This is a genomic window from Psychrobacter sp. Choline-02u-9 (assembly GCF_002836505.1).
Taxonomy (GTDB): domain Bacteria; phylum Pseudomonadota; class Gammaproteobacteria; order Pseudomonadales; family Moraxellaceae; genus Psychrobacter.
Genome location: NZ_PJBF01000040.1, coordinates 47,349 through 69,394, shown reverse-complemented (window position 1 = coordinate 69,394; position 22,046 = coordinate 47,349). Strand labels below are relative to the sequence as shown.

Below are 22,046 nucleotides of genomic sequence, written 5' to 3'. Positions count from 1 at the left end.
ACGTTGTCACGGTAAAAAAAGGGTGTAGGGGTATATGATGACTGTCATATTCTATCTAGTTAGATCTTGAATATTACGTTGATTTTATAGATGGTATAAAATATCGTAATCAGCCGCTAGATGAATACATATTTAAATTCAGAGGTGAGTCGTCAGGTGATGAAGATGTTTGAAAGTTTGCATCAAATGCAGATGTGGCGGCTATTTGGCCAAACTTTACTACTCGCACTATGGAATACTGGGGTGAAATGGCAGATATAGGATTAACCTACAGCCCTCAAAACAAAACAATTACTTGTATGTTTGATTAAAAACAAAGCTCAACCCTCTAACCATGAAAGAGATTAGAGGGTTGAGCTTTGTTTTTAATATTAGTGTTCTTTTGCATTTCCTTAAAATATTAAGTCTTCGGTAATGATAGCAGCGAAGTGTAGAGTAGATAGTTTTAGCGTGACAACGTGACAAGCTATATACTGTATAGCATACAGCTGTTTTATATTCGTGACTTTTTAATACTATCTATAGCTTATAATATGCTGAAAGATATGTATCTAATAGCGTGTCACGTTGTCACGTATAAAGGTGCAAACCTTAATATTAATTACCCCCTCTTAGCAAAGATAAAAATAGTATCCATTAATAATATTAATAGGCAATAGAATGACAGATTTAAAAAATAAAATAATTAGATTGCAAGAGCATTTAAACCATGGACTGGTAGGACGCAAAAATGAAGTTAAAGCCGCCTTACTAACCTTGCTGGCAGGTGAGAACTTATTATTAGTAGGTCCGCCAGGTACAGCAAAAAGCTTATTGGCACGTCGTGTTGCTGGCTGTTTGCAATCTACTGACAAACATGATGCTAGCCCAGTTTACTTTGAATACTTACTAACAAAATTTTCAACACCTGAAGAAGTTTTTGGTCCGTTATCCATATCTGAGCTTAAAAAAGACAACTTTAAGCGTAACACTACAGGCTATCTTCCTACCGTACAGATTGCTTTTCTTGATGAGATATTTAAAGCCAGCTCTTCAATTCTTAATGCTCTACTCACTATCCTAAATGAACGCCAATATCATAATGGTGCTACGCTGAGTGCCGTTCCACTACAAGCATTAATCGCGGCATCAAATGAGCTACCTACTGGACAAGAAGAGCTGAATGCTCTGTATGATAGATTTTTGATTAGAAAGTTCGTTGATTATGTAAGACCAGATGATATCGCATCTCTATTCGAGCTAAATAGTGATTATGGCAATGTCGAAAGTATTAGTATGGATGAGATAAAAGAATTAACGAAGCGAAGTGATGATGTTATTGTAGCCTCGCAGATCGTTAGAGTAGTCCAAGATATATGGCTAAAGCATAGAGAGATATTTTCAGAAGATCGTAGAGAAAGCTTGTCAGATAGACGTCTAGTGAAGCTCATTAAGCTGTTACGTATATCTGCAGCCAGTAATGGACGTTATGAGGTTGACCTATCCGATGTAGTGCTACTCAAAGATAGCTTATGGAATCATCCTGAAAATAAAGAAGCTGTATTTGATCTTATTTTTGAGGTACTTCAGAAAAACAGCTGCACTGTTGAAGTAATGCCTAATGATATTTCTACAAAAGATAGCCAGAAGAAAATTGAAAAACCACAAAATATCGAACGAGATATCACGGCTGAATCCAGACTAATAAAAGGGTATAAAGGCAGTGGTACAAAAAACAATCCTATACTAATTAGTAACTATGAAGAGCTTTTAGATCTTGAACGAAAAGACGTTGGACAACAAGGTTACTACTTTAAGCAAACTACCGATATAGATTGTACGGAAATAAATACTTGGCCAAATATTAATTTTATTGGTACTTATGATGGTGGTGGTCATACTATTAAGTATAAGAAAGGAAAAAATAAGATTACTACTGTTGATGGTGGAATTGCGTCCTTAATAGGGAGCCAAATGCTTTATGGATACGGAACTAGTAAGTATGAAGCTAGTAAAATCGAGTATTTGTTTGAATCAGTTCAAGGTAATTCAAACTTACTCAATATTAACTTAGAAGATCTTTGTCTTTGCCAAGACTTGTATGATAGTACTGTGAGCGATTGTGTTAGTGTTCTAAACAACATATCTGATGATAAACATAACATGCAGATAAGCTATCTTATAAAGGATATTAAAAAAAGCAAAGTTACTAATTGTCAAACCTCATCTGCATTGGCTTATAAAGTATCAGACTCTATAATAAATCAATGTACTTCCACTTCATCAATATTAGCTCATACAGTAACGGACTCTACTATTCAGTTAAGCGTGGCAGAACTTAGCATAGCATTATATTTAAAAAAAGCCATACTCAAACAATGTCAGTCGTTTAGTGTATTGGTGGGCAAGTCGGCTATAGAAAGCCATATAGAGAACTGCCTTGTATTGCTAAAGACAACTGAAGATATCTTTCTTAGGTACTCATCACAATATGATTTACCTGATCAATTATTTGGTATTGAGTCTAACGAAATACAACATAGAAACTATAATACAGACGAATACTTAAATGTAGGACTTGTGGTTAGTCATCTCGAAAGTAGTAATATATTAAATACCTTCGTGACTGCTCATGATTTAAAGCGTGGTGTTGTAATGAATTACAGTATGATGTGGTCAGGAATAGCGTCTGGTTGTTTTGACTCTAAAGTGGAAGGCTGTGTACTAGGCTCTTGTAGACTTAAGAAACCTAGTAATTACGGGATTTATGTAGGACGCAAAAGTCGTATAGCAGGTTATACAGAAAAATCTACTTTTAAAAGCAATATTTCTGTCAGTACGCAGACAGGTGCTAGAAGTAGCACTGGGGAAAATGGTGAAACTATGGATAAGCTAAGACTGACTCAAAACTACTTTGAAAACACTCTACATTGGGACTTTGAAAGTGTATGGTATTGGGATAATGACAGAAATAGTCCTGTATTACAAATGCAAACTGGAAATTTGATAATTGACGCGCGTTCCACAGAAAAATTGCTTACTGAAGACTTACTAACTCGACAAATTAGTCAAAATATCTGGTTATAGGAAAGTGTGATAATGTTGACAGCACTGATAGCCAAAGGTCAGGGTTTACTAAACGCTGCATTTCCAATAGGTATAAAAACGTTCAAATACTTTGTTGATAGTACCTTTCGCCAAAAAGTTGAGCCTATAGCGGGCAGTGTGGTTTATAGTGACTTATGGTTTGCCGTTGAGCACTCTGGTATATACATTGGCGAAGGTAAGATTGCTAATATCGTAGTGGACAAATTTACCAAAAGCACAGTACTGCTTAATAATCCTGAAGAATTCACAAGTAAGAGTAAACTGGGTAAAAAAATCTATGTCTCTTGCAATGATATTAGTGAGACTGTAGGTGACACTAGTATCGCTAATGCTGCCTATAGTTGCTTAGGACAAGAGTATCAGTACAATTTAATTCTAAAAAACTGTCATCAGTTTTCTACTAAATGTGTTAACCAGAAGCTAGCAAACGTTACGAATGCTCCATTTACAGATGCGTTTATGGCAATGCTACCATCAGAGACTTGGGAGCCTACATTAAAGGCTTTAAAAAATGCAGCGCGGAAAAAACTAGGGACAAAAAAGTGGCTGCTGTGGGACTGGGATAATAATGCTGATAGCGAGCCTGAACCAAACTGGCAAGCTCATCAAGACTACTTTGAGAGTTTGGAATTCAACTCTCAAAGTATCGATGATATAAAAGAACAACGAATACAGACTCAGGCTTATCTAGATGAGATTTCAGATGAGGATTTGCCTGACTCAGTCTTCAAAAGATTGGTTAACTATCAAGAGCTAATGCAAGATATTGAGGAAACTTATAAAAAATATGAAGAGTTGATAGCATTATGCCCAGATGCTAGGTTTAACTATTCCAAATTAAAAGAGGTTAAAACTGACATTAGTAAGCTTAGTCAGACTCTAAAAGATAATGAAAAAATCAAGGAGCTAGTAAAAAAGCTAGGCCGCAATCATATTTCCGAAGAAAAGAAAAAGCAGAGCAAAATACCTTCGATGAGTAAAAGTGAGGTGCATGGTACACATCTTAGTGATGATCTGCTGCGCTTGTTGCCCGTTGAGTTGGTAAACCTAGAAGACGAGACGCTTGAGTATTTATTTTATTCGCGAATGCTAGAAAAGCAACTAATAACCTATGAGTTGAGCGGTACAAGTCTAATAAATGGTGAAATCATGGAAACTCATAAGAAAACAACAGGACCTGTGGTAGCGTGTCTCGATACATCAGGTAGCATGAGTGGAATGCCATTACTATATGCAAAAGCTTTATTAGTCGCCAGTGCTAATATACTTAAAAAAGAAAATCGCTCTTTACATGTTTTGCTGTTTGGTAGCCAAGGACAGCTATCTGAATTTGTAGTGAGTGACAGTCAAGAGGTTACTGAGCTATTGATTTTTTTACAATCAGGATTTAATGGAGGTACTGATTTTGAGACTCCTTTATCTCGTGCACTAGATATTATAGAAAGCTCAGAGGATTATATAAAAGCAGATATTTTAATGATTACTGATGGTTTGTGTCAAATCTCGGACAGTTTTAAGACAATGCTAAAACAAAAGAAGTCATTGCTAGATTGTACTGTTTACACGATCTTATGTGCAGGCATTGCTACGCAAGACACCTTTAGCGATGAGGTTATAGTATTGAATGCAAATATGCACTAAAGTCAGTTAGCTAAGATAAATAATGATTTGCTTTGATTCTGTATGCTGCTGCTACGCAAACCCCAATATCAATTAACTCAGCTAAGAAAATTTGAAAATAGTAAAATCCCACTAAGCGCAGACAGTAAAGCTCAACTTTTGAATGGCTTTCAAAACTTATAACTTGCTGAAGGCGTTTATCCAATAGCATTTCACGTTTTCCCGTATATAGATACAATGCTTATTAGGGGTTTTTTTAATCACATAACTCCTAGTTGTGTCGAAAGAGTACATATAAATACAGTCTATACTAGCGGCTAGCCGTGTCAATGAATTACGCAGTTTTTAAGTGCAGGCAAGTCTTAACATTATTTTTGAAAGATAATGAAGTTAGACAAAAAAAGCCCGAGACCTGTATCAAACAGATCTCGGGCATTTAGGAAAGGGCGTGCTGCAATACTTCAGATAATGTTTAAAGTTAATACCTTAAGTCAGCGAAAATAGAGGTAAACGCTACGATAGATAACGCGAAAAAGCATCTTGGAAGTCAAGGACGTCGTAGCCCTTGCCTCGTACTTCATTTCCATTAATATCAAATGCTCGTAGGTCTCTAGACGATATACGAAATGCACTCAGTTTTTTTGCAATTTGTCGAAGTGTAATTGTTTTGCCCTCATTATATGTTGACCAACTCATTTCTGGGTCTCGACGTAACTCAGTTAATAAATCTCTACTTAAGAGTCTGTTAGTTTGATTTAGGCTAAAAACGGTTTTAATATCAGATAATAGTTGCTCATTTGAGCTGGGCTCATCGCTATCACTACCTGATATTTCGATGCAAGCTCTATGAGCTTTCTCTAGCCAGTCATCACTCAATATCATAGCTATTTTAAAGAGTATCTGCCAATTATCTTGCGCGCGATCGTTGATCGTAACAGGCAAAACTGGTTTAGCATCTTTTACTACTTGCAGGTTATCATCAGACCACCTAGCAAGCTGAGATTGAATCATGCTAGTAACGTCAAGCGGTAAATCACGAACTCGCTTTTTTGTCTCATCTCTCATTTTACGTCGAAGAGTCAATGGTATTGATCGATCTATTAATGTGCTAGGGATTTTGCCAATACCGGAGATAGCTTTAGCTCCAAAGACATTAAATAGTAAAGGTTCGTTATCATCTCCGACACAGCGTATAATGTACGGATTATCTCGACTATGCCCCGCATTTAGAACGCCTCGAATGCTTTCATTATCATTAATAAAAGTATCAATCTCATCAATGAAAAGCGTTGGTTTATAACTTTCAATTGAGCGGAATAATGCCGATCCTGTAATGTTTGACGTTGATAATGATCTTTTACTCATCCTACTCATTAATGTCAGTAGTGTGCTTTTACCGCAGCGTCTTTCAGGCGCATTTATCCAAGCAATGGGTAAAATATGGCTTGCTGGTATGAACCACGTCATTAATATCCATAACGTGGTAGCCACTTTAACTGCATGAGTACAAGCGATATGATCGTCTAGTATTTGATAAATTTGGTCAGCTACTGAAGCAATATCTGACACTGGCTCTGAATATGGTTCAGTATCAACGACCAAGCTTTCTGATGTCTCAGACTTTATTTTACTTTTAGCTTTCTTAACCAGTTTGTCAAGTGAACGAACAGACATATTATTAAGAGACTTTGCAGTTTCAGTTCGTTGTAGTTCATAGTCGAGTTCTGATAATGTAGCAAGTCTATCAATAGTAGTTTGTGCTAAATCCGAGCTAATTTTTAAATTTTCTTGTGGTAAAATAACTGATGATGGCTGGTCTATATCATCTGTAGTAGTTTCTAAAAGCTGAGCATCTTGCAGGATGCTTGGCTTTTTTATTGTGTCAACTGATCGCTCATCAATTGCCTCAGGAGGTGTAACTTTGTTGTTTTTACTCATGATTATGCCTCCTTATCATTAGAAGACTTAGAATGGCTCTCAATCCATGCTAGAACCTCAGAGTTTTGCCAAGCCACCACGGTTGGAGACAGTCTTATGCTGGCAGGAAACCTACCATCATGACTCCACTGATGTAAAGTCGTTCTCGAAAATGGTAAAAAAGGAAGTATGGTTTTTGCTCGTGACATGCCCTGGGCAGGTAACGTACTTATTAACTCGTTTTTTAATGACGCGTTACAGTCACTATCGTTATATTGATCGTTCATTTTATTTCTCCATACGTACTGCAGCGACATGCTGCGGTACGTATGGAATGATAGTAAGATAAGATAAGGATGTCATCGCAATTTGCGATCACTAAATCGCAAATTTCTACTTGCTGATTTTATAGTTGGTTTGCAAGTCTAAGTATCTCTTCAATATTCCGTTTACCAAGTTTTGGAATATTCTTACTTATAATGTGCTCAATTAAGCCAGATTGGGTTGGTTCGCCTGTGCTTTTAGGACTATCACTTTTAAAGTTAGAAGCATTAATATCAGGGTTTAGCAACAAATCTTTAAAAACTAAAATAAGAGCATAAACACTATCCTTAACATCATTTTTTGGTTTTTCAGATCTAATTTTTTCTAATTCTTTTTTAAGATTTCTAATTTCTTTGTCTTGCCTAGCAATAGTTCTATTTGCGTCTGATAAGTCATTTTCTAACTTTGGAAGCTCATGACTATTTTTAATAACTTTAAGAATATATAATAAGTCATGTCTTGCAAAAACCAATTCACAATTATATTCTAAGTCAATTTTATCATTTTCATCGCTATTGTCTGGGTATAGAATATAACCCTCTATTTCATTTTCGTTAAGTCCTGGGTCGTTTAAGTCGAATTGAACAGCTTGTGCAATAAACATGTTAGTACCCAAAATGACTTCAAATGCCAGCTCTGAATATGCAATATTAATAGATGATAATCTAAAAATACCTTCTACATATACCTGCACTCCAAGCGTTTTCTTAGCTCGTTTCCCTTCTAAAGAGAATAAAAGCTTTTTAACAAGATATATAATATCATTAAGGTTTGAAGTCGAATCATAGTCGTGAGGGTTAACTAACTCTCCAATTTCGAGGTTAGACATTTCTGTTGCAATGTTGTGGCTTAAAGAGTTTACCACTTCTTTCCTTGCTTCTTCACTCATCTTCTCTGCATCAGTTACAATATCAACCAGCCCTTTATATCTAACATAAGGTGTTAAACGATTGGTATGAATTAAGCTTATAATGCTCTTATCTCTCTTAAATGATGAATCATTTGTTTCCAAAAGATATTTTTTTACTTCTTCCAAAGTATAAAATGGTTTCATGTCGTTAGTCATTTTTTCACCTTTTATTTATCACTAGATATATTGCACAATTTAACTTCAATACGAAAATCCTTATTTACTTCTTAGAATCTATAAAATTTGCCCACTCATTCATCATATCTATACGATAGTCTAAATGCTGCGCGCCATTATAAGCTCTGCTGATTTTGCTTTCCTGTTCATGTGCTAGCTGTAACTCAATTGCTTCATGCATAAACCCTTGCTCATGTAGAGTAGTGCTCGCTAGCCCCCGAAAACCATGTCCCGTCATTTTATATTTATAGCCCATCTGATAAAGCGCATTAATAAAGGCATTTTGGCTGTAAGGTTTGCGAGTTGAGGGGTTATAGAATACATACTGCTCTGAAAAATTCAGTTCTTTAATTTGTTGTAATATATCTATAACTTGTGGAGCAAGAGGCACAATATGAGGCCTATCCATTTTCATTTTATCCGCAGGTATGCGCCAAACTTTATCGTTCCAGTCAATTTCTGCCCATTCCATAAATCTAAGCTCATTCGTACGCACGAACGTGTAGCATAGGAACCATAGACCCAATTTGACTGTGATATGGCCAGTATAGTTATCAATATCACTTAAAAGCTGAGGCAGTTCTTTTGAAGAGATACGGCTATGATTCTTAGTTTTATGCGGTTTAATAGCCGCGGATAGATCAGATGCAGGATTGTATGTAGCTAAACCAGTTCTTATAGCGTGTTTAAATATTTGGCCCACTTCTGCCATGATGCGTCGCGCCATTTCATTAGCGCCCCGTGTCTCGATACTTTTACCAATCTTCAAAATATCAGGTGGGGTAATATCATCAATTAGCTTATGACCGATAACTGGTTTTACATCGCGAGTATATGCTGAATAGTTACGACTAAACGTACTAGAAGCTAAAAATGTTTTACGATCTGCATACCAAGTTTGTGCGATAGTATCAAAAAGCCTCGAACCATCTTGCTCAGCGAGTTTTTCTTTTTTCTTATCTTTTGGGTTAATACCTTCGTGAATCAGTTGCTTTATTTCTAGGTTACGCTGGCGTGCTTGTTGTAATGTGATTACTGGATACTTACCCAAGGTTAGTGATTGCTGTTTACCTTGCCAGCGATAAGCACTGATCCAGACTTTGTTTCCGGTGTGTCTTACCCACAGTTGAAGGCCATCGCTATCACTATGCTTGTCAGGGCGGCTAGGAGTGCATTTTTCACTTGGGGTTAGTTTGTTGATAATAGTATGAGTTAATGACATGTTGGTATATCTCCGCGTTGGTATAATCTATACCAACAAATATACCAATATTCTATATAGTTCGCCATATACCTATACTGTTCAGAATATTTATAAAACCCCATAAAAAAAGGCTTGCCGCATCGCTGCGAACAAGCCTGATTCAAAATGTGGTGGGCCCAGTAGGACTTGAACCTACGACCAAAGGATTATGAGTCCTTGTTTTTACAACAACAATACACAACAGATAGCGATAAGTAGCTGTAATTTACGGCTGTAAGTCAATTGATATAGGGGTTTAGAGTGTGATTTAAACATACCTGTCAATAAGTAGATATATCTATCAATAAATTCAGAGTATCAAAATAGTATCAAAAGTAATGGTATTGATACTCTTTAAAAGTTTAAGTGCTTATCCCTTATCCCTTACTGTTTATTAATAATTAACAGTAAGGGATAAGTATTTAGTTCAAAGTATTAAGAAAGCCAGCTGCTAGCTAGCTTTCTTTTTTATGTGGTTTATATTAAAGCTATTATATAAATTGAACTGCCTCGAATTTATCGGAGGTTGATTTACTTGAGTCAGGCAGCAATACCTGACAGGATTAAACTATCATAATACCGCTTTTCAAACTCAAAAGGTGACACATAACCAATCGTGCTATACGGCCGTGGTTTGTTAAACCAATCCACCCATTCAAGCGTGGCTAATTCAACATCATTAACACCAGACCAGTGCTGCTTCAAATATTTAATCACCTAAGATTTATAAAGCCCGTTGACCGTTTCAGTCACCGCATTACCGTATGAGTCACCAGTCGTGCCCACAGAGGCAATAACACCAGAGTCAGTAATACTAGAAGTGTAGCGAATAGATAAGTACTGAACGCATCCACCGCTATGATGAATTACATCTTTGGGGTTGTTTCTATCCGTTATCACTTGATTTAACGCTGCCATCATCATATCGGTATTCATACGATTAGATGCTGTCCAGCCGACAATATGACGGGCAAACACATCATAATAAAAGCGGTATAAACCCAGCCGCTCACTGTCTTAATGTAATTAAAATCTGCAACCCATAGCTGATTAGCACGATGAGCTGTAAAGTTAAGATTAATTAAGTTATCAGCCCTTTTTTGGTCATTACGGCTGTTGGTAGTAAGCTTACTTTTACTACGCCAAACGCCTTGAAGTCCATGCTGCTTCATTAATCGCTCTACAGTACATCGAGCAATCTTTATACCATCCGCTTTCATCTGCTGCCAAACTTTACGCACACCATAACGGCATTTGCTATCCTGCCAGATACGTTTAATTTCACTCAGAAGCCCTGATTTAAATCCCATTGAAAAGAAATGAGCACAAGCACAGTTTCTACGCCAAGGATGGATGGAAAATAATCTAACTAAACTTTTTCATGATATAGGCTGTATCGATTTCATAGAGACTTGACTTTAGAATGATTGACTAATGTTCGTCTTTTATCTTGAATTGATGTAAGTATTTATATATACCTTATAGGTATATATAAATACTTACATGGTTTTTGACTTGGTCTCCATAAAGCAATAACTTAGTAGCTACTTACAGGGAGATTATCCAAGGAGACGTAAGAATGGATTCACAGACATTAAACATCAATAAAATTATTGATGAAGCTAAGTTTTCCCCCTTTCACTGGAAGGTTCTGTTCTGGTGTTTATTGATTATCATTTTTGATGGCTATGATCTCATTATTTATGGTGTCGCTCTACCATTACTCATGGAAGAGTGGGCGCTAACCACTGTACAAGCCGGCCTTCTTGCTAGCTCTGCTTTGTTTGGTATGATGTTTGGCGCCATGATTTTTGGTACTCTATCTGACAAAATTGGACGCAAAAAGACGATTTTAATTTGCGTCGGTTTATTTAGTAGTTTCACATTTTTTGGTGCATTTGCTGAAAATCCTATCCAATTCGCTATATTACGCTTCATTGCCGGCCTTGGTATTGGTGGCGTTATGCCAATCTGTGTTGCATTAACTTCTGAGTATGCTCCAAAACGCATACGCAGTACGCTTGTTGCAGTTATGTTTAGTGGTTATGCAATAGGTGGGATGGCCTCAGCACTATTAGGATCGTTTCTAGTCGTAGATTATGGTTGGGAAGTGATGTTTTATATTGCAGGGATACCCACTCTGCTATTACCTATTATCTGGAAAATGTTACCTGAATCCTTGATGTACTTAGTTAAAGAAGGGCGAGAAAAAGACGCTAAAAATATCGTTCAAAAACTTGTACCACAAGAAAGTATTACTGCGTCTACTGTTCTTTTGTTAGATGAGCCTACCAAGAGTGACGATGCTCCTATTAAAGCCTTATTTTTAAAAAATCGTGGCTTTACTACTATTATGTTTTGGGTAGCATTTTTTATGTGCTTACTCATGGTCTATGCATTAGCAAGCTGGTTACCGAAGCTTATGACTCAAGCAGGGTACTCACTTGGTGCTAGTATGTTGTTTTTATTCGCACTAAATATCGGTGGTATGATCGGTGCAATTGGTGGCGGTGTGCTGGCTGACAAATTCCATCTCAAACCAGTATTGACTGTGATGTTTGCTGCAGGAGCAATATCATTAATACTACTTGGCTACAACAGCCCCCAAATGGTGCTGTACACGCTTATCGGTGTAGCAGGCGCAACGACTATTGGCTCACAAATCCTACTCTACACTTTTGTTGCTCAATATTATCCTACTATCGTCCGTACTACTGCAATGGGTTGGGCATCTGGTATTGGCCGTATCGGTGCTATTGTAGGACCTATTCTAACGGGTGCTCTGCTCACACTTGAATTAAACCATCAGACTAACTTTCTATTTATTGCCATACCAGGTGTTATCGCAGCCATTGCTATTTTCCTGGTAAACCTCAACGCTGCGGTAGATAGCAAACAAGCTGAAACTAAACCTATTACTTTAGATGTCCCTGCATCAGCTTAAAGATTACTTAAAAGTCTTCTAGCATAGAACCGTGTTTCATTCAAAAATATAATTGAGTACTCAATTAGTTTTGGACACAAATATCGAAATAGGCTCAATAGTAATGTAATCAAAATATCAATGAAGGACCTAAATAACTTTTAAGGAATAATTATGTCAATATTAAAGAAGGACGTGTGGAATCGAAAGCTTTTTAATGGTACGTGGAAACCAACTGAATCTAGCTATCCTGTTATTGAAGTGGCAACAGGTCAGCCACTGGGTGAAATTGGCTATGCATCTACTAAGAACGTTGTGATTGCAGCTCAAGAAGCGAAAGCTGCACAGAAAAAATGGTGGGCTTTGAGTTATCAAGAGCGCCAAGCTGTATTTGAAAAAGCGGCTTTACTGTTAACTGAAAACCAAGCAGAAGTGATTGAGTGGTTAGTAAAAGAAAGCGGTTCTTTACCACTCAAAGCAGGTTTTGAAGTTAGCATTACGCTTCAAGTACTTAAGAGCTGTATTGGGTTACCGGCGGCCGATCAAGGAAACTTATTACCTACTCAGACGAATAAGTTGAGTATTGCTAGGCGTATACCTTTGGGTGTAGTGGGTGTTATTTCACCATTTAACTTTCCTTTGTATTTAGCACTACGTGCCGTCGCACCCGCATTAGCGCTTGGTAATGCTGTCGTTCTTAAACCTGATGAAAGAACAGCTGTATGCAGTGGCTATGTCATTGCACGTCTCTTTGAGTTGGCTGGTTTGCCTGAAGGTCTTTTACATGTACTACCAGGTGGATCAGAAGTTGGTGAGGCGCTAACTTTAGATAAAAATATTTCTAGCATTCAGTTCACAGGATCAACAGATGTTGGTCGTATCGTTGGAGCAAATGCAGCTAAAACATTAAAAAAAGTTTCATTGGAGCTCGGTGGTAAAAACTCACTAATAATCTTAGATGATGCTGACATCGAGTTAGCGGCAGAAAATATTGCATGGGGTGCATTTTTACATTCGGGACAAATTTGTATGACCTCAGGAAAAATACTGATTCATGAAAGTATTTATGACAAAGTCAAACAAAGAGTTATCGAAAAAGTCGAAAAATTCGTAGTTGGTAACCCTTGTGAAAGTAACGTGACGATTGGTCCTCTTATCGATACTAAGCAAGCTCAAAGAGTAGAAAGTTTAGTTGATAATGCGATTAAGCACGGTGCTAAGCTTGAGATTGGTGGCCAAGCCAATGGAGTGTTCTTTGAGCCGACTGTGCTCTCAGACATCACTGTTGATAACCCTATTTTTAGTCAAGAAATTTTTGGTCCAGTTGCTGTTCTAATTCCTTTTAGCAGTGATGATCAGGCTGTTGAGTTAGCTAACAACGGAAACTATGGATTATCTGCAGGCATTATTACCTCAAACGTTGGCCGAGGGATGCATATTGGACAACAATTAGATGTTGGTTTACTGCACATCAATGATCAAACCGTCAATGATGACACCGTGAATCCATTTGGTGGATTCGGGACTTCAGGAAATGGAACACGCATTGGTGGTCCTGCAAATGCAGATGAATTTACGCAATGGCAATGGATGACGGTTCAAGCACAAGCACCGCATTATCCTTTTTAATTAAACTTAATTACTAATTATAGGAAATAACATTATGAATGATATGAAAGATATCACAGCAGCGATAACTGCCTGTAAAGGTGCTGATTTCGAGTTACAACCATTAAAAATACGCTTACCTCAGGGTGATGAGGTATTGGTAAAAGTGGTTGCAACGGGAATGTGTCATACCGATTTAATTGTACGTGATCAATATTATCCAGTACCACTTCCAGCCGTACTCGGGCATGAAGGGTCAGGAATTATTGAGGCAGTAGGGCCAAATGTCACTGACTTACAAGTTGGAGATCATGTGGTTCTTACCTATGGTTATTGTGGGAAATGTGCACAATGTAATACTGGAAACCCTGCTTATTGTTCAGAGTTTTTTGGAAGAAATTTCAGTGGGGCAGATTTAGAAGGCAACAATGCAATTTGCACACATGACGGCCAATCTGTTCATGATCACTTTTTTGCTCAATCCTCTTTTGCAACTTATTCTCTAAGTCGTGAGAATAATACAGTTAAAGTCAGTAAAGATGTTGCGCTCGAATTATTAGGACCTTTGGGTTGTGGCATCCAAACAGGAGCTGGCGCGTGCATAAATGCTTTGAAAGTAACACCAGCGAGTAGCTTTGTAACATGGGGTGCCGGTGCAGTTGGTTTGAGTGCTCTACTTGCGGCAAAATTATGTGGAGCATCCATTATTATTGCAGTTGATATTGTTGAGTCCCGTTTAGAGCTTGCTAAACAATTGGGAGCGACCCATATCATTAACAGCAAAACACAAGACCCTGTAGCTACAATCAAAGAGATTACAGGCGGTGGTGCTAATTTTGCTTTGGAATCGACAGGACGCCCTGAAATTTTAAAAATGGGTGTGGATGCACTTGGTATCTTAGGTAAAATAGCCGTGGTTGGCGCACCTCAGTTAGGAACAAATGCCGAATTTGATGTCAACGACTTGCTACTAGGAGGCAAAACCATTATCGGGGTTGTCGAAGGAAGTAGCTCGCCGAAGAAGTTTATTCCTGAATTAGTCACACTATATCAGCAAGGTAAGTTTCCTTTTGATAAGTTAGTTAAGTTCTACGATTTTAAAGACATTAACCAAGCAGCGATAGACAGTCATAAAGGTATCACGTTAAAACCCATTATTAAAATCTCTGAAGGTGTATCAGAAAGCATACTAACAGATTAGAGGGGAAGGGGCAGTTAAATCAAAATACTGAAGAAAAACTGATATCAGCTGCCCTGACTATTACAGCTCTAGTTCAAAGAAAAGTATCACATAAGTCTTGGAAAGCAAAACTCCTAATATCTTTTTGAACGCTACTAGGGCGTGTTATCAAGGGTTGATCTTAGTTTACTAAATATAGAATTAGTATAGTGCCGACAGCAGCAATAACGTCAATATTTCTCTTCCTATTGATATAACGAATTCTCAGTTATTGAAGACCTATATCAATATTGTGAATCTCAAATCTGACTTATTCTTGTCAGCTATATAAAATATTAAAAACAATTTTAGTATACCTAAGAAGTATGAAAGATCAATAAATTAGGTCTTAGACAAGTCCGTTCATAATATATATTTAAAAAAAAGCATATATTATTTTTTGCTAAAAGATTTGTTAATAACCTCTCCTATATATTAGTTAAAGGTATAAAACACTTACAAGCTAATAATATTGTCAGGCTCTATGCACAATGAAGTACCGCCCCTAGGCGTTTTAAATGAAATTTTGAAGTTGCCATTTTATATAAATATTAACAAGGATGTTCTATGAAAGCCACTCAAGGTAAAATCATTTTAACGGCTATGGCTATTTCCTTACCATTAGCTGTTCACGCTTCTGACTCTCATTACGTTCCAGGTGTTGAAGGAATTAAAGGAAGCGTGGCACCGCCACCTGGGATTTATTACAAAGGCTATGTGATCAACTATAGTGCTGATAAAAACGAATCTTTACCATCTGATAGCGAAGTCAATGTTGCTGCACTAGCGAATAGAGTTGTCTGGGTAACCCAACAAAAAATACTGGGTGGCGATTTAATATTGGAAGGTATTATACCTTTAGTCAATACAGACCTCAAAATTGGTGGTCAAGATATTGATAGGCGCACAGGCCTAGGTGATTTATATGTAGGAAGTGTATTAGGCTGGCATGATAGTAGATGGGATGCAGTGGCAGGAATAGGATATTGGGCTGATACGGGTGATTTTGATAAAAGTCGACTTTCCAGTCCTGGTAAAGGTTATGATTCGGTCATGCTCACACTCGGCGGTAATGTCAAACTTACTAAACAAGGTGATATTAATTTCAGCGCATTAAGCCGTTATGAGATGCCTAACGGTAATAATCTTAACGATGAGCTAATCACTGAGTGGGGTCTGAGTAAAAGTTATGGATTACTCGATATTGGACTCGTGGGTTATAATACTTTTGAGACTAGTAATAGTGATGAGGAAAGAAACGCTTTAGGTTTATCTATAGGATACTTTTCACCGCCTAACTTACTAGGTGGAGATATAGCTTTATATAAAGAGTATTCAAATAAAGAAACCTTTGAGGGAGAAGTGATAAGAGCTTCGTTAACTAAAGCATTTTAAAGGATTCAAGCGTTTATATTCTATCGCCCACTACTCTAAACAGCGGTGGGTTGCATGCTTCACTTATACTAAAGTAATTAATATCTGAGCTTACCCTTCCTTTATCATTAATGCATTTGCCCGCGCTATCGTAGGTTGAGTTGGTTCAATAAGATATGGGCCATATGGTAAGCCTGAGCATATCAATTGGTCAGCGGTTATCATTGATGCAACCGAAGGCCACATTGAACGTCCAAAAAAACCAAAAACAGTACTATAGTAGAAAAAAGGAACAACACACCTTAAAAGCTCAGATCATAGTATATTGGCAAACAGGACTGATACTTGATGTGCAAACCTGTAGGGGCTGTGTACATGACTTTAGTCTTTATAAACAAACCTGCCCTTATTGGCTACCTAAGAATACCAGCTATCTAGTAGACAGTGGTTACCAGGGCATAGCCAAGCTACATAAGCTAGTATTTATCCCTTTTAAGAAACTAAAGGGTAGTGAGTTATTAGAACTCTGCAAACAGGCCAATCATTATCTATCAGAGTTGCGCATTCTAGTTGAGTATAAAATAGGTCTAATCAAACTGTGTAAAATCCTGGCTGTACGCTACCGTAATTGTCATCAACGTTATGACTTAAGAATAAAGCTGTTCGCAGGTGTATTAAATTTCGAGCTTAGCCTATGACTTTTGCAAAAGGTCTATTGTCGAGATAGTTCAATATGTATTACTTTAAATACTGGCTTATATACTTAGTAAATTTTTCAGGTTGTTCAATATTTGAGATATGCGAGGCATCAATAGTGGCGAGCTTAGCGTTAGGTGTATGATCGACCATATATTGGCCATCAGCAACGGTCGTCACCGGGTCTTCAACGCCTGCCAACACTGTAATTGGTACACGAATATCTTTTAACTGCTTGCGAGTATCAGCGATAGATAACGCCTCGCAGCAGCTTGCGTAGCCCTCTGCACTGCCAGCCGTAAGAGCGCTAGACAATGCCGCGACTACATCTGGGTAATGATCGATAAAATCTGCTGTAAACCAACGCGGAGCAGCTGTAGCTGCGATAGGCGCTAGACCTTTCTCACGTACCAACCTTGCACGCTCCGTCCATGCTGTTTCGTTACCAATTTTCGCGGCGGTATTACATAACATCAAGTGGTGGAAGCGATCGGGATGATTGATAGCTAACCATTGACCTGTTATGCCGCCCATAGAAATGCCACAAAAAAATGCCTTATCAAGATGCAGGTGATCTAACAAATCAATCACATCTTGCCCCAGCTGGTTTAAATTATAAGGGCCTCTGGGTGCTGATGATTTACCATGACCACGAGTGTCATAGCAGATAATAAAATAATCATCTTGCAAGGTATCGATTTGTGGTTGCCACATACGATAGCTAGTACCTAAAGAGTTGGAAAATATTAGGGCGGGGTTGCTGCTATCACCAAAGGTGGCATAATTTAGCGTTACGTCTTTATTTTCAAATACAGGCATGATGAATGTCCTTATTTTGACTATCGTGTGATTGAAGTATTACTTTTGACCTATTGAGGTGGGTATTTATTTTATTTTGAACGATTAATCAGCCTTCAACGCGCTCAATAATCATTGCGATGCCTTGTCCAACACCGATACACATTGAGCAGATTGCATAACGCTTACTCGTTTTTTCAAGTTGATTGAGGGCAGTTAAGATCAAACGGGCACCTGAGGCGCCGAGTGGATGACCAAGGGCAATCGCACCGCCATTAGGGTTGACGCGCTCGCTATCATCAGCTAACTCCAAGTCACGCGTACAAGCTAGAGCTTGCGCGGCAAAAGCTTCGTTTAATTCAATGACATCCATCTCATCAAGCGTTAGTCCCGTATGCTCAAGCAATTTTTTCATCGCTGGTGCTGGGGCGAAACCCATAATACGCGGTTCAACGCCTACCGTAGTTGAGGCCACAATACGTGCACGCGGCTTTAGATTAAATTCTCTAACCGCTTGCTCTGACGCTACTAGGAAGGCTGCTGCACCATCATTAATTCCAGAGGCATTACCAGCAGTCACCGTACCATCTGCGGTGACGATAGGACGCAATTTAGTCAACTTCTCAAGGGTGGTGTCAGCACGAGGATGCTCATCAGTATCGACGGTGACAGGCTCGCCTTTACGCTGCGGGATGACGACAGGGGTCATCTCGTCTTTAAAGAATCCTGACGCTTGCGCCGCTGCGGTACGTTGTTGGCTACGTAGCGCAAATGCATCTTGGTCGGCACGGTTGATATTGAATTGCTCTGCGACATTTTCGGCGGTTTGCGGCATGGTCTCTGTGCCATATAGCTCATCAAGCTTTGGATTGATAAAGCGCCAACCCATAGTGGTATCTTCCAGCTTTTGACTACGACCAAACGCCTGATCCGATTTGCCCATCACAAATGGCGCACGGCTCATGCTCTCAACACCACCTGCGATAATTAAATTGGCTTCACCAGCTTTAATCGCACGAGCAGCTATCGCTAACGCATCCATTGACGAGCCGCACAAGCGATTAACAGTGGTTGCAGGCACTTGATAAGGTAGGCCAGCTAGCAATGATGACATGCGACCGACGTTGCGATTGTCTTCGCCGCTTTGGTTGGCACAGCCGTAGATGACGTCATCTACTTTTACCCAATCGACATTAGCATTACGTTCCATTAACGCCTTGATAGGGATAGCACCTAAGTCGTCTGCACGTACTGGTGCTAGACTGCCGCCGTAGCGACCAAAAGGAGTGCGAATGGCATCAATAATATAAGCGTTATTTAAACGAGTGATTGAATCAGTCATGGCGATTATCCTGAGTTTTGATTATCTTAAATTCTGATTAAGAGGGTTTTTTATTTAGTAGCGTCAATTAACGTTGCGCCAGTCAATGCTTGCAAGTCCGCAAAGCTCATGCCATCGACCATTTCAGTGACGGCTAAGCCTTTATCAGTGACATCGATGACACATAGATCAGTATAAATTCGATCAATGCAGTTTTTGCCAGTCACAGGGTAGGTAAGCTCGCTGACGATTTTAGGGTCGCCAGTCTTAGTCGTGTGATTGGTCATCACAAAGACTTTTTTGGCACCAACGGCTAAGTCCATAGCACCTCCAACAGCGGGTATCGCATCCTCTGCACCAGTACTCCAATTGGCCAAATCACCATTAGCAGCTACTTGAAACGCACCCAACACGCAAATGTCGATATGGCCACCGCGCATCATGGCAAAAGAGTCACCATGATGAAAGTAGCTACCGCCATCGAGCATAGTAACGTATTCCTTTCCAGCATTAATCAGTTCGGGATCTTCTTCACCTTTGGCAGGTGATGGACCAAAAGCTAATAAGCCGTTTTCTGAATGCAAAAATACGTCTTTATCATTAGATAAGTATTGTGCGATTTTGGTCGGTAGTCCAATGCCTAAGTTGACATAGGCTCCATCTGGAATGTCTTGTGCAGCGCGTTCGGCTATTTGGTCACGGGTCGAAACGGTGTAAGAGGTATGGCTCATAATGACGCTCCTTATAATTGGCAGTATTTAGCGGTGGCTATGCTGCAGTGTCAGAAAGTTCAGTACTAGTGCTGGCAGATTGGACTTGCACCACATGCTGCACAAAAATGCCTGGTGTAATAACGTGCTCAGGATCAAGCTCACCAAGATCAACTGTTTGAGAGACTTGAGCGATAGTCACGTCAGCTGCCATTGCCATAATTGGACCAAAGTTACGTGCAGATTTTCGGTAAACTAAGTTACCCCAACGATCACCCTTGTTTGCTTTTATTAAGGCGAAATCAGCTTTAATTGGATATTCCAAGACATAGTCTTTGCCATCGATATGACGAGTTTCTTTGCCTTCTGCGAGTAGAGTACCGAACCCTGTTGGTGTATATACGGCTCCAAGCCCCATGCCTGCCGCTTGAATACGGCAAGCCAAATTACCTTGTGGTACTAATTCCAGATCAATTTTTCCTGCATGATAAAGCTCATCGAATACCCATGAGTCTGATTGACGAGGAAAAGAACAAATGATTTTACGTACCGCGCCCGTTTTTAATAATCTGGCAAGACCATGATCACCGTTTCCAGCATTATTATTAATAATGACAAGGTCTTTAACACCTAAATTGATAAGGCCATCAATGAGTTCAGCTGGTTGCCCTGCAGTTCCAAAACCACCAATCATAATAGTGGCGCCATCTTTAATTTGGCTAAGTACATCCGTGATATTTTTTTCAGCTTTATTAATCATGTTTATGTCCTATACAAAAGTAATATTAGGTATTGCGAGACTTAAGTTTGATGCATCTTCGAGACTGTCTTGTTGTTTTGGCTGTTCTATTAATAAAAATGACGTATATTTTTGCTTATGAAAACAAAGGTAATAAGCGTTTTTTGCTTAAAATATAGTAGGCAACCATGCCGATAAGAATGCCCCAAAAAACAGAGCTTAGTCCTAGAAAACTCATACCAGATGCTGTTGCTAAAAAAGTGATTAGCGCTGCATCTCTTTGAGAGTCATCTTTCATTGCTATAGTAATGTTGGTAGAAATAGCACCGATAAGTGCAAGACCGGCTAATGCTGCAACTAGCTCTTTGGGCAACAAGCTAAATACCATCACGATGCTACCGGCAAGTAGTCCCCCTAATAGATAAAAAATACCGTTTGCCACACCTGCTATGTAGCGTTTCTCTTTTAATTCATGGGCATCCTTACCAGTACAAAGTGCTGCGGTGATTGCTGCTAGGACAATCGTAATACCCCCTACACAGGCGACTACTAACGAAGCTAGGCTTGTAATACTGACGATAGGCTTGGCTGGTGTGTCATAACCACTAAGATTAAGAATCGCCATACCAGGTAAAAACTGTCCAGTTAAGCTCACAAGAATGAGTGGAATCGCAAGGTTGAATACGGCATTCCACGTCCACTCAGGCCATATTACAGTAGGTATGGTAATGGCTAAATCTATATTGACAGGGTTCATTTTTCCTAATAGAACACTTAAAATGACACCGCATAGCAGTACCCAAATCATGGTATAACGTGGTGAAAATCGCTTGGCTACTAAGTAACAGCCAAGCATGCTAAATACGATAAATGGCATCGTATTGGTTGCTACAAATAACTCTAAACCAAATTGAAACAGGATACCTGCCATCATACCGGCAGCGATACCATTAGGAATCCATCTTAAAATCTTGTCAAAAGATCCAGTTGCACCTACTAAAAAAATCACAATCGCTGATACGATATAAGCGGCTATCGCTTCATTAATACTCATATTCGGAAAGACGGTTACCAGTAGAGCCGTACCGGGTGCTGACCAAGCGGTAATAATAGGGGTTTTATATTTAATAGATAAATAGATACCTGAGACGGCGGCACCTATAGATACTCCCCAGATCCACGATGCCATCATCGTTTCTGATACCTGCGCTGCTTGTGCTGCCTGAAAAAAGATAATTAATGGGCCAGCATAAGAGATCAGTACGGCCAAAAATCCTGCCACAGTAGCAGAGAGTGACCAGTCGTCTTTCAAGGTTTGAATGACAGTTGCCATATTGCTTCCTTGCAAATTAGCAGTAATCAGAGAGTAGTAAGTTAGAC

16 protein-coding genes and 1 pseudogene are annotated in these 22,046 nt (G+C 38.9%); 7 read left to right on the top strand and 10 right to left on the bottom strand.

Annotated elements, in window-relative coordinates; genetic code table 11:
* Window positions 1-660 precede the first annotated feature (660 nt).
* Together CXF69_RS00910 and CXF69_RS00905 are read left to right on the top strand one after the other, a co-directional pair.
* Complete coding sequence (locus tag CXF69_RS00910; protein WP_102077903.1) at window positions 661-3,066, top strand: AAA family ATPase; 2,406 nt, start codon at window positions 661-663, stop codon at window positions 3,064-3,066.
* 12 nt (window positions 3,067-3,078) lie between these two features.
* A complete protein-coding gene (locus CXF69_RS00905) occupies window positions 3,079-4,728 on the top strand; it encodes a VWA domain-containing protein (protein ID WP_102077904.1) in 1,650 nt (549 codons plus the stop codon).
* Between the two features lie 492 nt (window positions 4,729-5,220).
* Here CXF69_RS00905 and CXF69_RS00900 read toward each other — a convergent pair whose 3' ends face one another.
* The 5 genes and pseudogenes from CXF69_RS00900 to CXF69_RS14455 form a co-directional block, all read right to left on the bottom strand.
* Window positions 5,221-6,645, bottom strand: coding sequence for a DUF3631 domain-containing protein (locus CXF69_RS00900; RefSeq protein WP_102077905.1), 1,425 nt, complete (start codon window positions 6,643-6,645; stop codon window positions 5,221-5,223).
* A 2-nt stretch (window positions 6,646-6,647) separates the two neighbouring features.
* Window positions 6,648-6,911 (bottom strand): helix-turn-helix transcriptional regulator, encoded by a 264-nt coding sequence (locus tag CXF69_RS00895; RefSeq protein WP_102077906.1) that lies wholly within the window; start codon window positions 6,909-6,911, stop codon window positions 6,648-6,650.
* A 119-nt stretch (window positions 6,912-7,030) separates the two neighbouring features.
* Window positions 7,031-8,014, bottom strand: a complete 984-nt coding sequence (locus CXF69_RS00890; protein WP_102077907.1) for a hypothetical protein — start codon at window positions 8,012-8,014, stop codon at window positions 7,031-7,033.
* A 64-nt stretch (window positions 8,015-8,078) separates the two neighbouring features.
* Window positions 8,079-9,257, bottom strand: a complete 1,179-nt coding sequence (locus CXF69_RS00885; RefSeq protein WP_102077908.1) for a tyrosine-type recombinase/integrase — start codon at window positions 9,255-9,257, stop codon at window positions 8,079-8,081.
* Between the two features lie 561 nt (window positions 9,258-9,818).
* Window positions 9,819-10,561 (bottom strand): annotated as a pseudogene (locus CXF69_RS14455) (IS3 family transposase); the annotation flags it as partial.
* A gap of 296 nt (window positions 10,562-10,857) precedes the next feature.
* Between CXF69_RS14455 and CXF69_RS00870 the strand changes: the two are divergent.
* From CXF69_RS00870 to CXF69_RS14610, 5 genes are all read left to right on the top strand, one after another.
* Entirely contained in the window at window positions 10,858-12,222 is a 1,365-nt protein-coding gene (locus tag CXF69_RS00870; RefSeq protein ID WP_102077911.1) for an MFS transporter, read from the top strand.
* A gap of 153 nt (window positions 12,223-12,375) precedes the next feature.
* Window positions 12,376-13,830, top strand: a complete 1,455-nt coding sequence (locus CXF69_RS00865) for a benzaldehyde dehydrogenase (RefSeq protein WP_102077912.1) — start codon at window positions 12,376-12,378, stop codon at window positions 13,828-13,830.
* A 34-nt stretch (window positions 13,831-13,864) separates the two neighbouring features.
* The gene (locus CXF69_RS00860; RefSeq protein WP_102077913.1) at window positions 13,865-15,010 is read left to right on the top strand and encodes an NAD(P)-dependent alcohol dehydrogenase; all 1,146 of its coding nucleotides are present in this window, start codon (window positions 13,865-13,867) and stop codon (window positions 15,008-15,010) included.
* A gap of 585 nt (window positions 15,011-15,595) precedes the next feature.
* A complete protein-coding gene (locus CXF69_RS00855) occupies window positions 15,596-16,423 on the top strand; it encodes a SphA family protein (RefSeq protein ID WP_102077914.1) in 828 nt (275 codons plus the stop codon).
* 155 nt (window positions 16,424-16,578) lie between these two features.
* Window positions 16,579-17,100, top strand: a complete 522-nt coding sequence (locus CXF69_RS14610) for a transposase family protein (protein ID WP_102077915.1) — start codon at window positions 16,579-16,581, stop codon at window positions 17,098-17,100.
* Between the two features lie 40 nt (window positions 17,101-17,140).
* Here CXF69_RS14610 and pcaD read toward each other — a convergent pair whose 3' ends face one another.
* The 5 genes from pcaD to benE all read right to left on the bottom strand — a co-directional run bounded on the left by pcaD (window position 17,141) and on the right by benE (window position 21,999).
* Window positions 17,141-17,917, bottom strand: coding sequence for a 3-oxoadipate enol-lactonase (gene pcaD, locus CXF69_RS00845; protein WP_102077916.1), 777 nt, complete (start codon window positions 17,915-17,917; stop codon window positions 17,141-17,143).
* Between the two features lie 88 nt (window positions 17,918-18,005).
* Window positions 18,006-19,238: a 3-oxoadipyl-CoA thiolase gene (pcaF, locus tag CXF69_RS00840; RefSeq protein WP_102077917.1), complete on the bottom strand. Its 1,233-nt coding sequence runs from the start codon at window positions 19,236-19,238 to the stop codon at window positions 18,006-18,008.
* A gap of 50 nt (window positions 19,239-19,288) precedes the next feature.
* The gene (locus CXF69_RS00835; RefSeq protein ID WP_102077918.1) at window positions 19,289-19,948 is read right to left on the bottom strand and encodes a 3-oxoacid CoA-transferase subunit B; all 660 of its coding nucleotides are present in this window, start codon (window positions 19,946-19,948) and stop codon (window positions 19,289-19,291) included.
* Window positions 19,949-19,985: 37 nt separating this feature from the next.
* Window positions 19,986-20,687: a 3-oxoacid CoA-transferase subunit A gene (locus tag CXF69_RS00830; protein WP_102077919.1), complete on the bottom strand. Its 702-nt coding sequence runs from the start codon at window positions 20,685-20,687 to the stop codon at window positions 19,986-19,988.
* 115 nt (window positions 20,688-20,802) lie between these two features.
* A complete protein-coding gene (benE, locus tag CXF69_RS00825; protein ID WP_102077920.1) occupies window positions 20,803-21,999 on the bottom strand; it encodes a benzoate/H(+) symporter BenE in 1,197 nt (398 codons plus the stop codon).
* Window positions 22,000-22,046 lie beyond the last annotated feature (47 nt).

Bases quoted from the DNA above. Each gene is read 5' to 3' on its own strand.
- CXF69_RS00910 (WP_102077903.1), top strand. From the start codon at position 661: ATGACAGATTTAAAAAATAAAATAATTAGATTGCAAGAGCATTTAAAC.
- CXF69_RS00905 (WP_102077904.1), top strand. From the start codon at position 3,079: ATGTTGACAGCACTGATAGCCAAAGGTCAGGGTTTACTAAACGCTGCA.
- CXF69_RS00900 (WP_102077905.1), bottom strand. From the start codon at position 6,645: ATGAGTAAAAACAACAAAGTTACACCTCCTGAGGCAATTGATGAGCGA.
- CXF69_RS00895 (WP_102077906.1), bottom strand. From the start codon at position 6,911: ATGAACGATCAATATAACGATAGTGACTGTAACGCGTCATTAAAAAAC.
- CXF69_RS00890 (WP_102077907.1), bottom strand. From the start codon at position 8,014: ATGACTAACGACATGAAACCATTTTATACTTTGGAAGAAGTAAAAAAA.
- CXF69_RS00885 (WP_102077908.1), bottom strand. From the start codon at position 9,257: ATGTCATTAACTCATACTATTATCAACAAACTAACCCCAAGTGAAAAA.
- CXF69_RS00870 (WP_102077911.1), top strand. From the start codon at position 10,858: ATGGATTCACAGACATTAAACATCAATAAAATTATTGATGAAGCTAAG.
- CXF69_RS00865 (WP_102077912.1), top strand. From the start codon at position 12,376: ATGTCAATATTAAAGAAGGACGTGTGGAATCGAAAGCTTTTTAATGGT.
- CXF69_RS00860 (WP_102077913.1), top strand. From the start codon at position 13,865: ATGAATGATATGAAAGATATCACAGCAGCGATAACTGCCTGTAAAGGT.
- CXF69_RS00855 (WP_102077914.1), top strand. From the start codon at position 15,596: ATGAAAGCCACTCAAGGTAAAATCATTTTAACGGCTATGGCTATTTCC.
- CXF69_RS14610 (WP_102077915.1), top strand. From the start codon at position 16,579: ATGGGCCATATGGTAAGCCTGAGCATATCAATTGGTCAGCGGTTATCA.
- pcaD (WP_102077916.1), bottom strand. From the start codon at position 17,917: ATGCCTGTATTTGAAAATAAAGACGTAACGCTAAATTATGCCACCTTT.
- pcaF (WP_102077917.1), bottom strand. From the start codon at position 19,238: ATGACTGATTCAATCACTCGTTTAAATAACGCTTATATTATTGATGCC.
- CXF69_RS00835 (WP_102077918.1), bottom strand. From the start codon at position 19,948: ATGAGCCATACCTCTTACACCGTTTCGACCCGTGACCAAATAGCCGAA.
- CXF69_RS00830 (WP_102077919.1), bottom strand. From the start codon at position 20,687: ATGATTAATAAAGCTGAAAAAAATATCACGGATGTACTTAGCCAAATT.
- benE (WP_102077920.1), bottom strand. From the start codon at position 21,999: ATGGCAACTGTCATTCAAACCTTGAAAGACGACTGGTCACTCTCTGCT.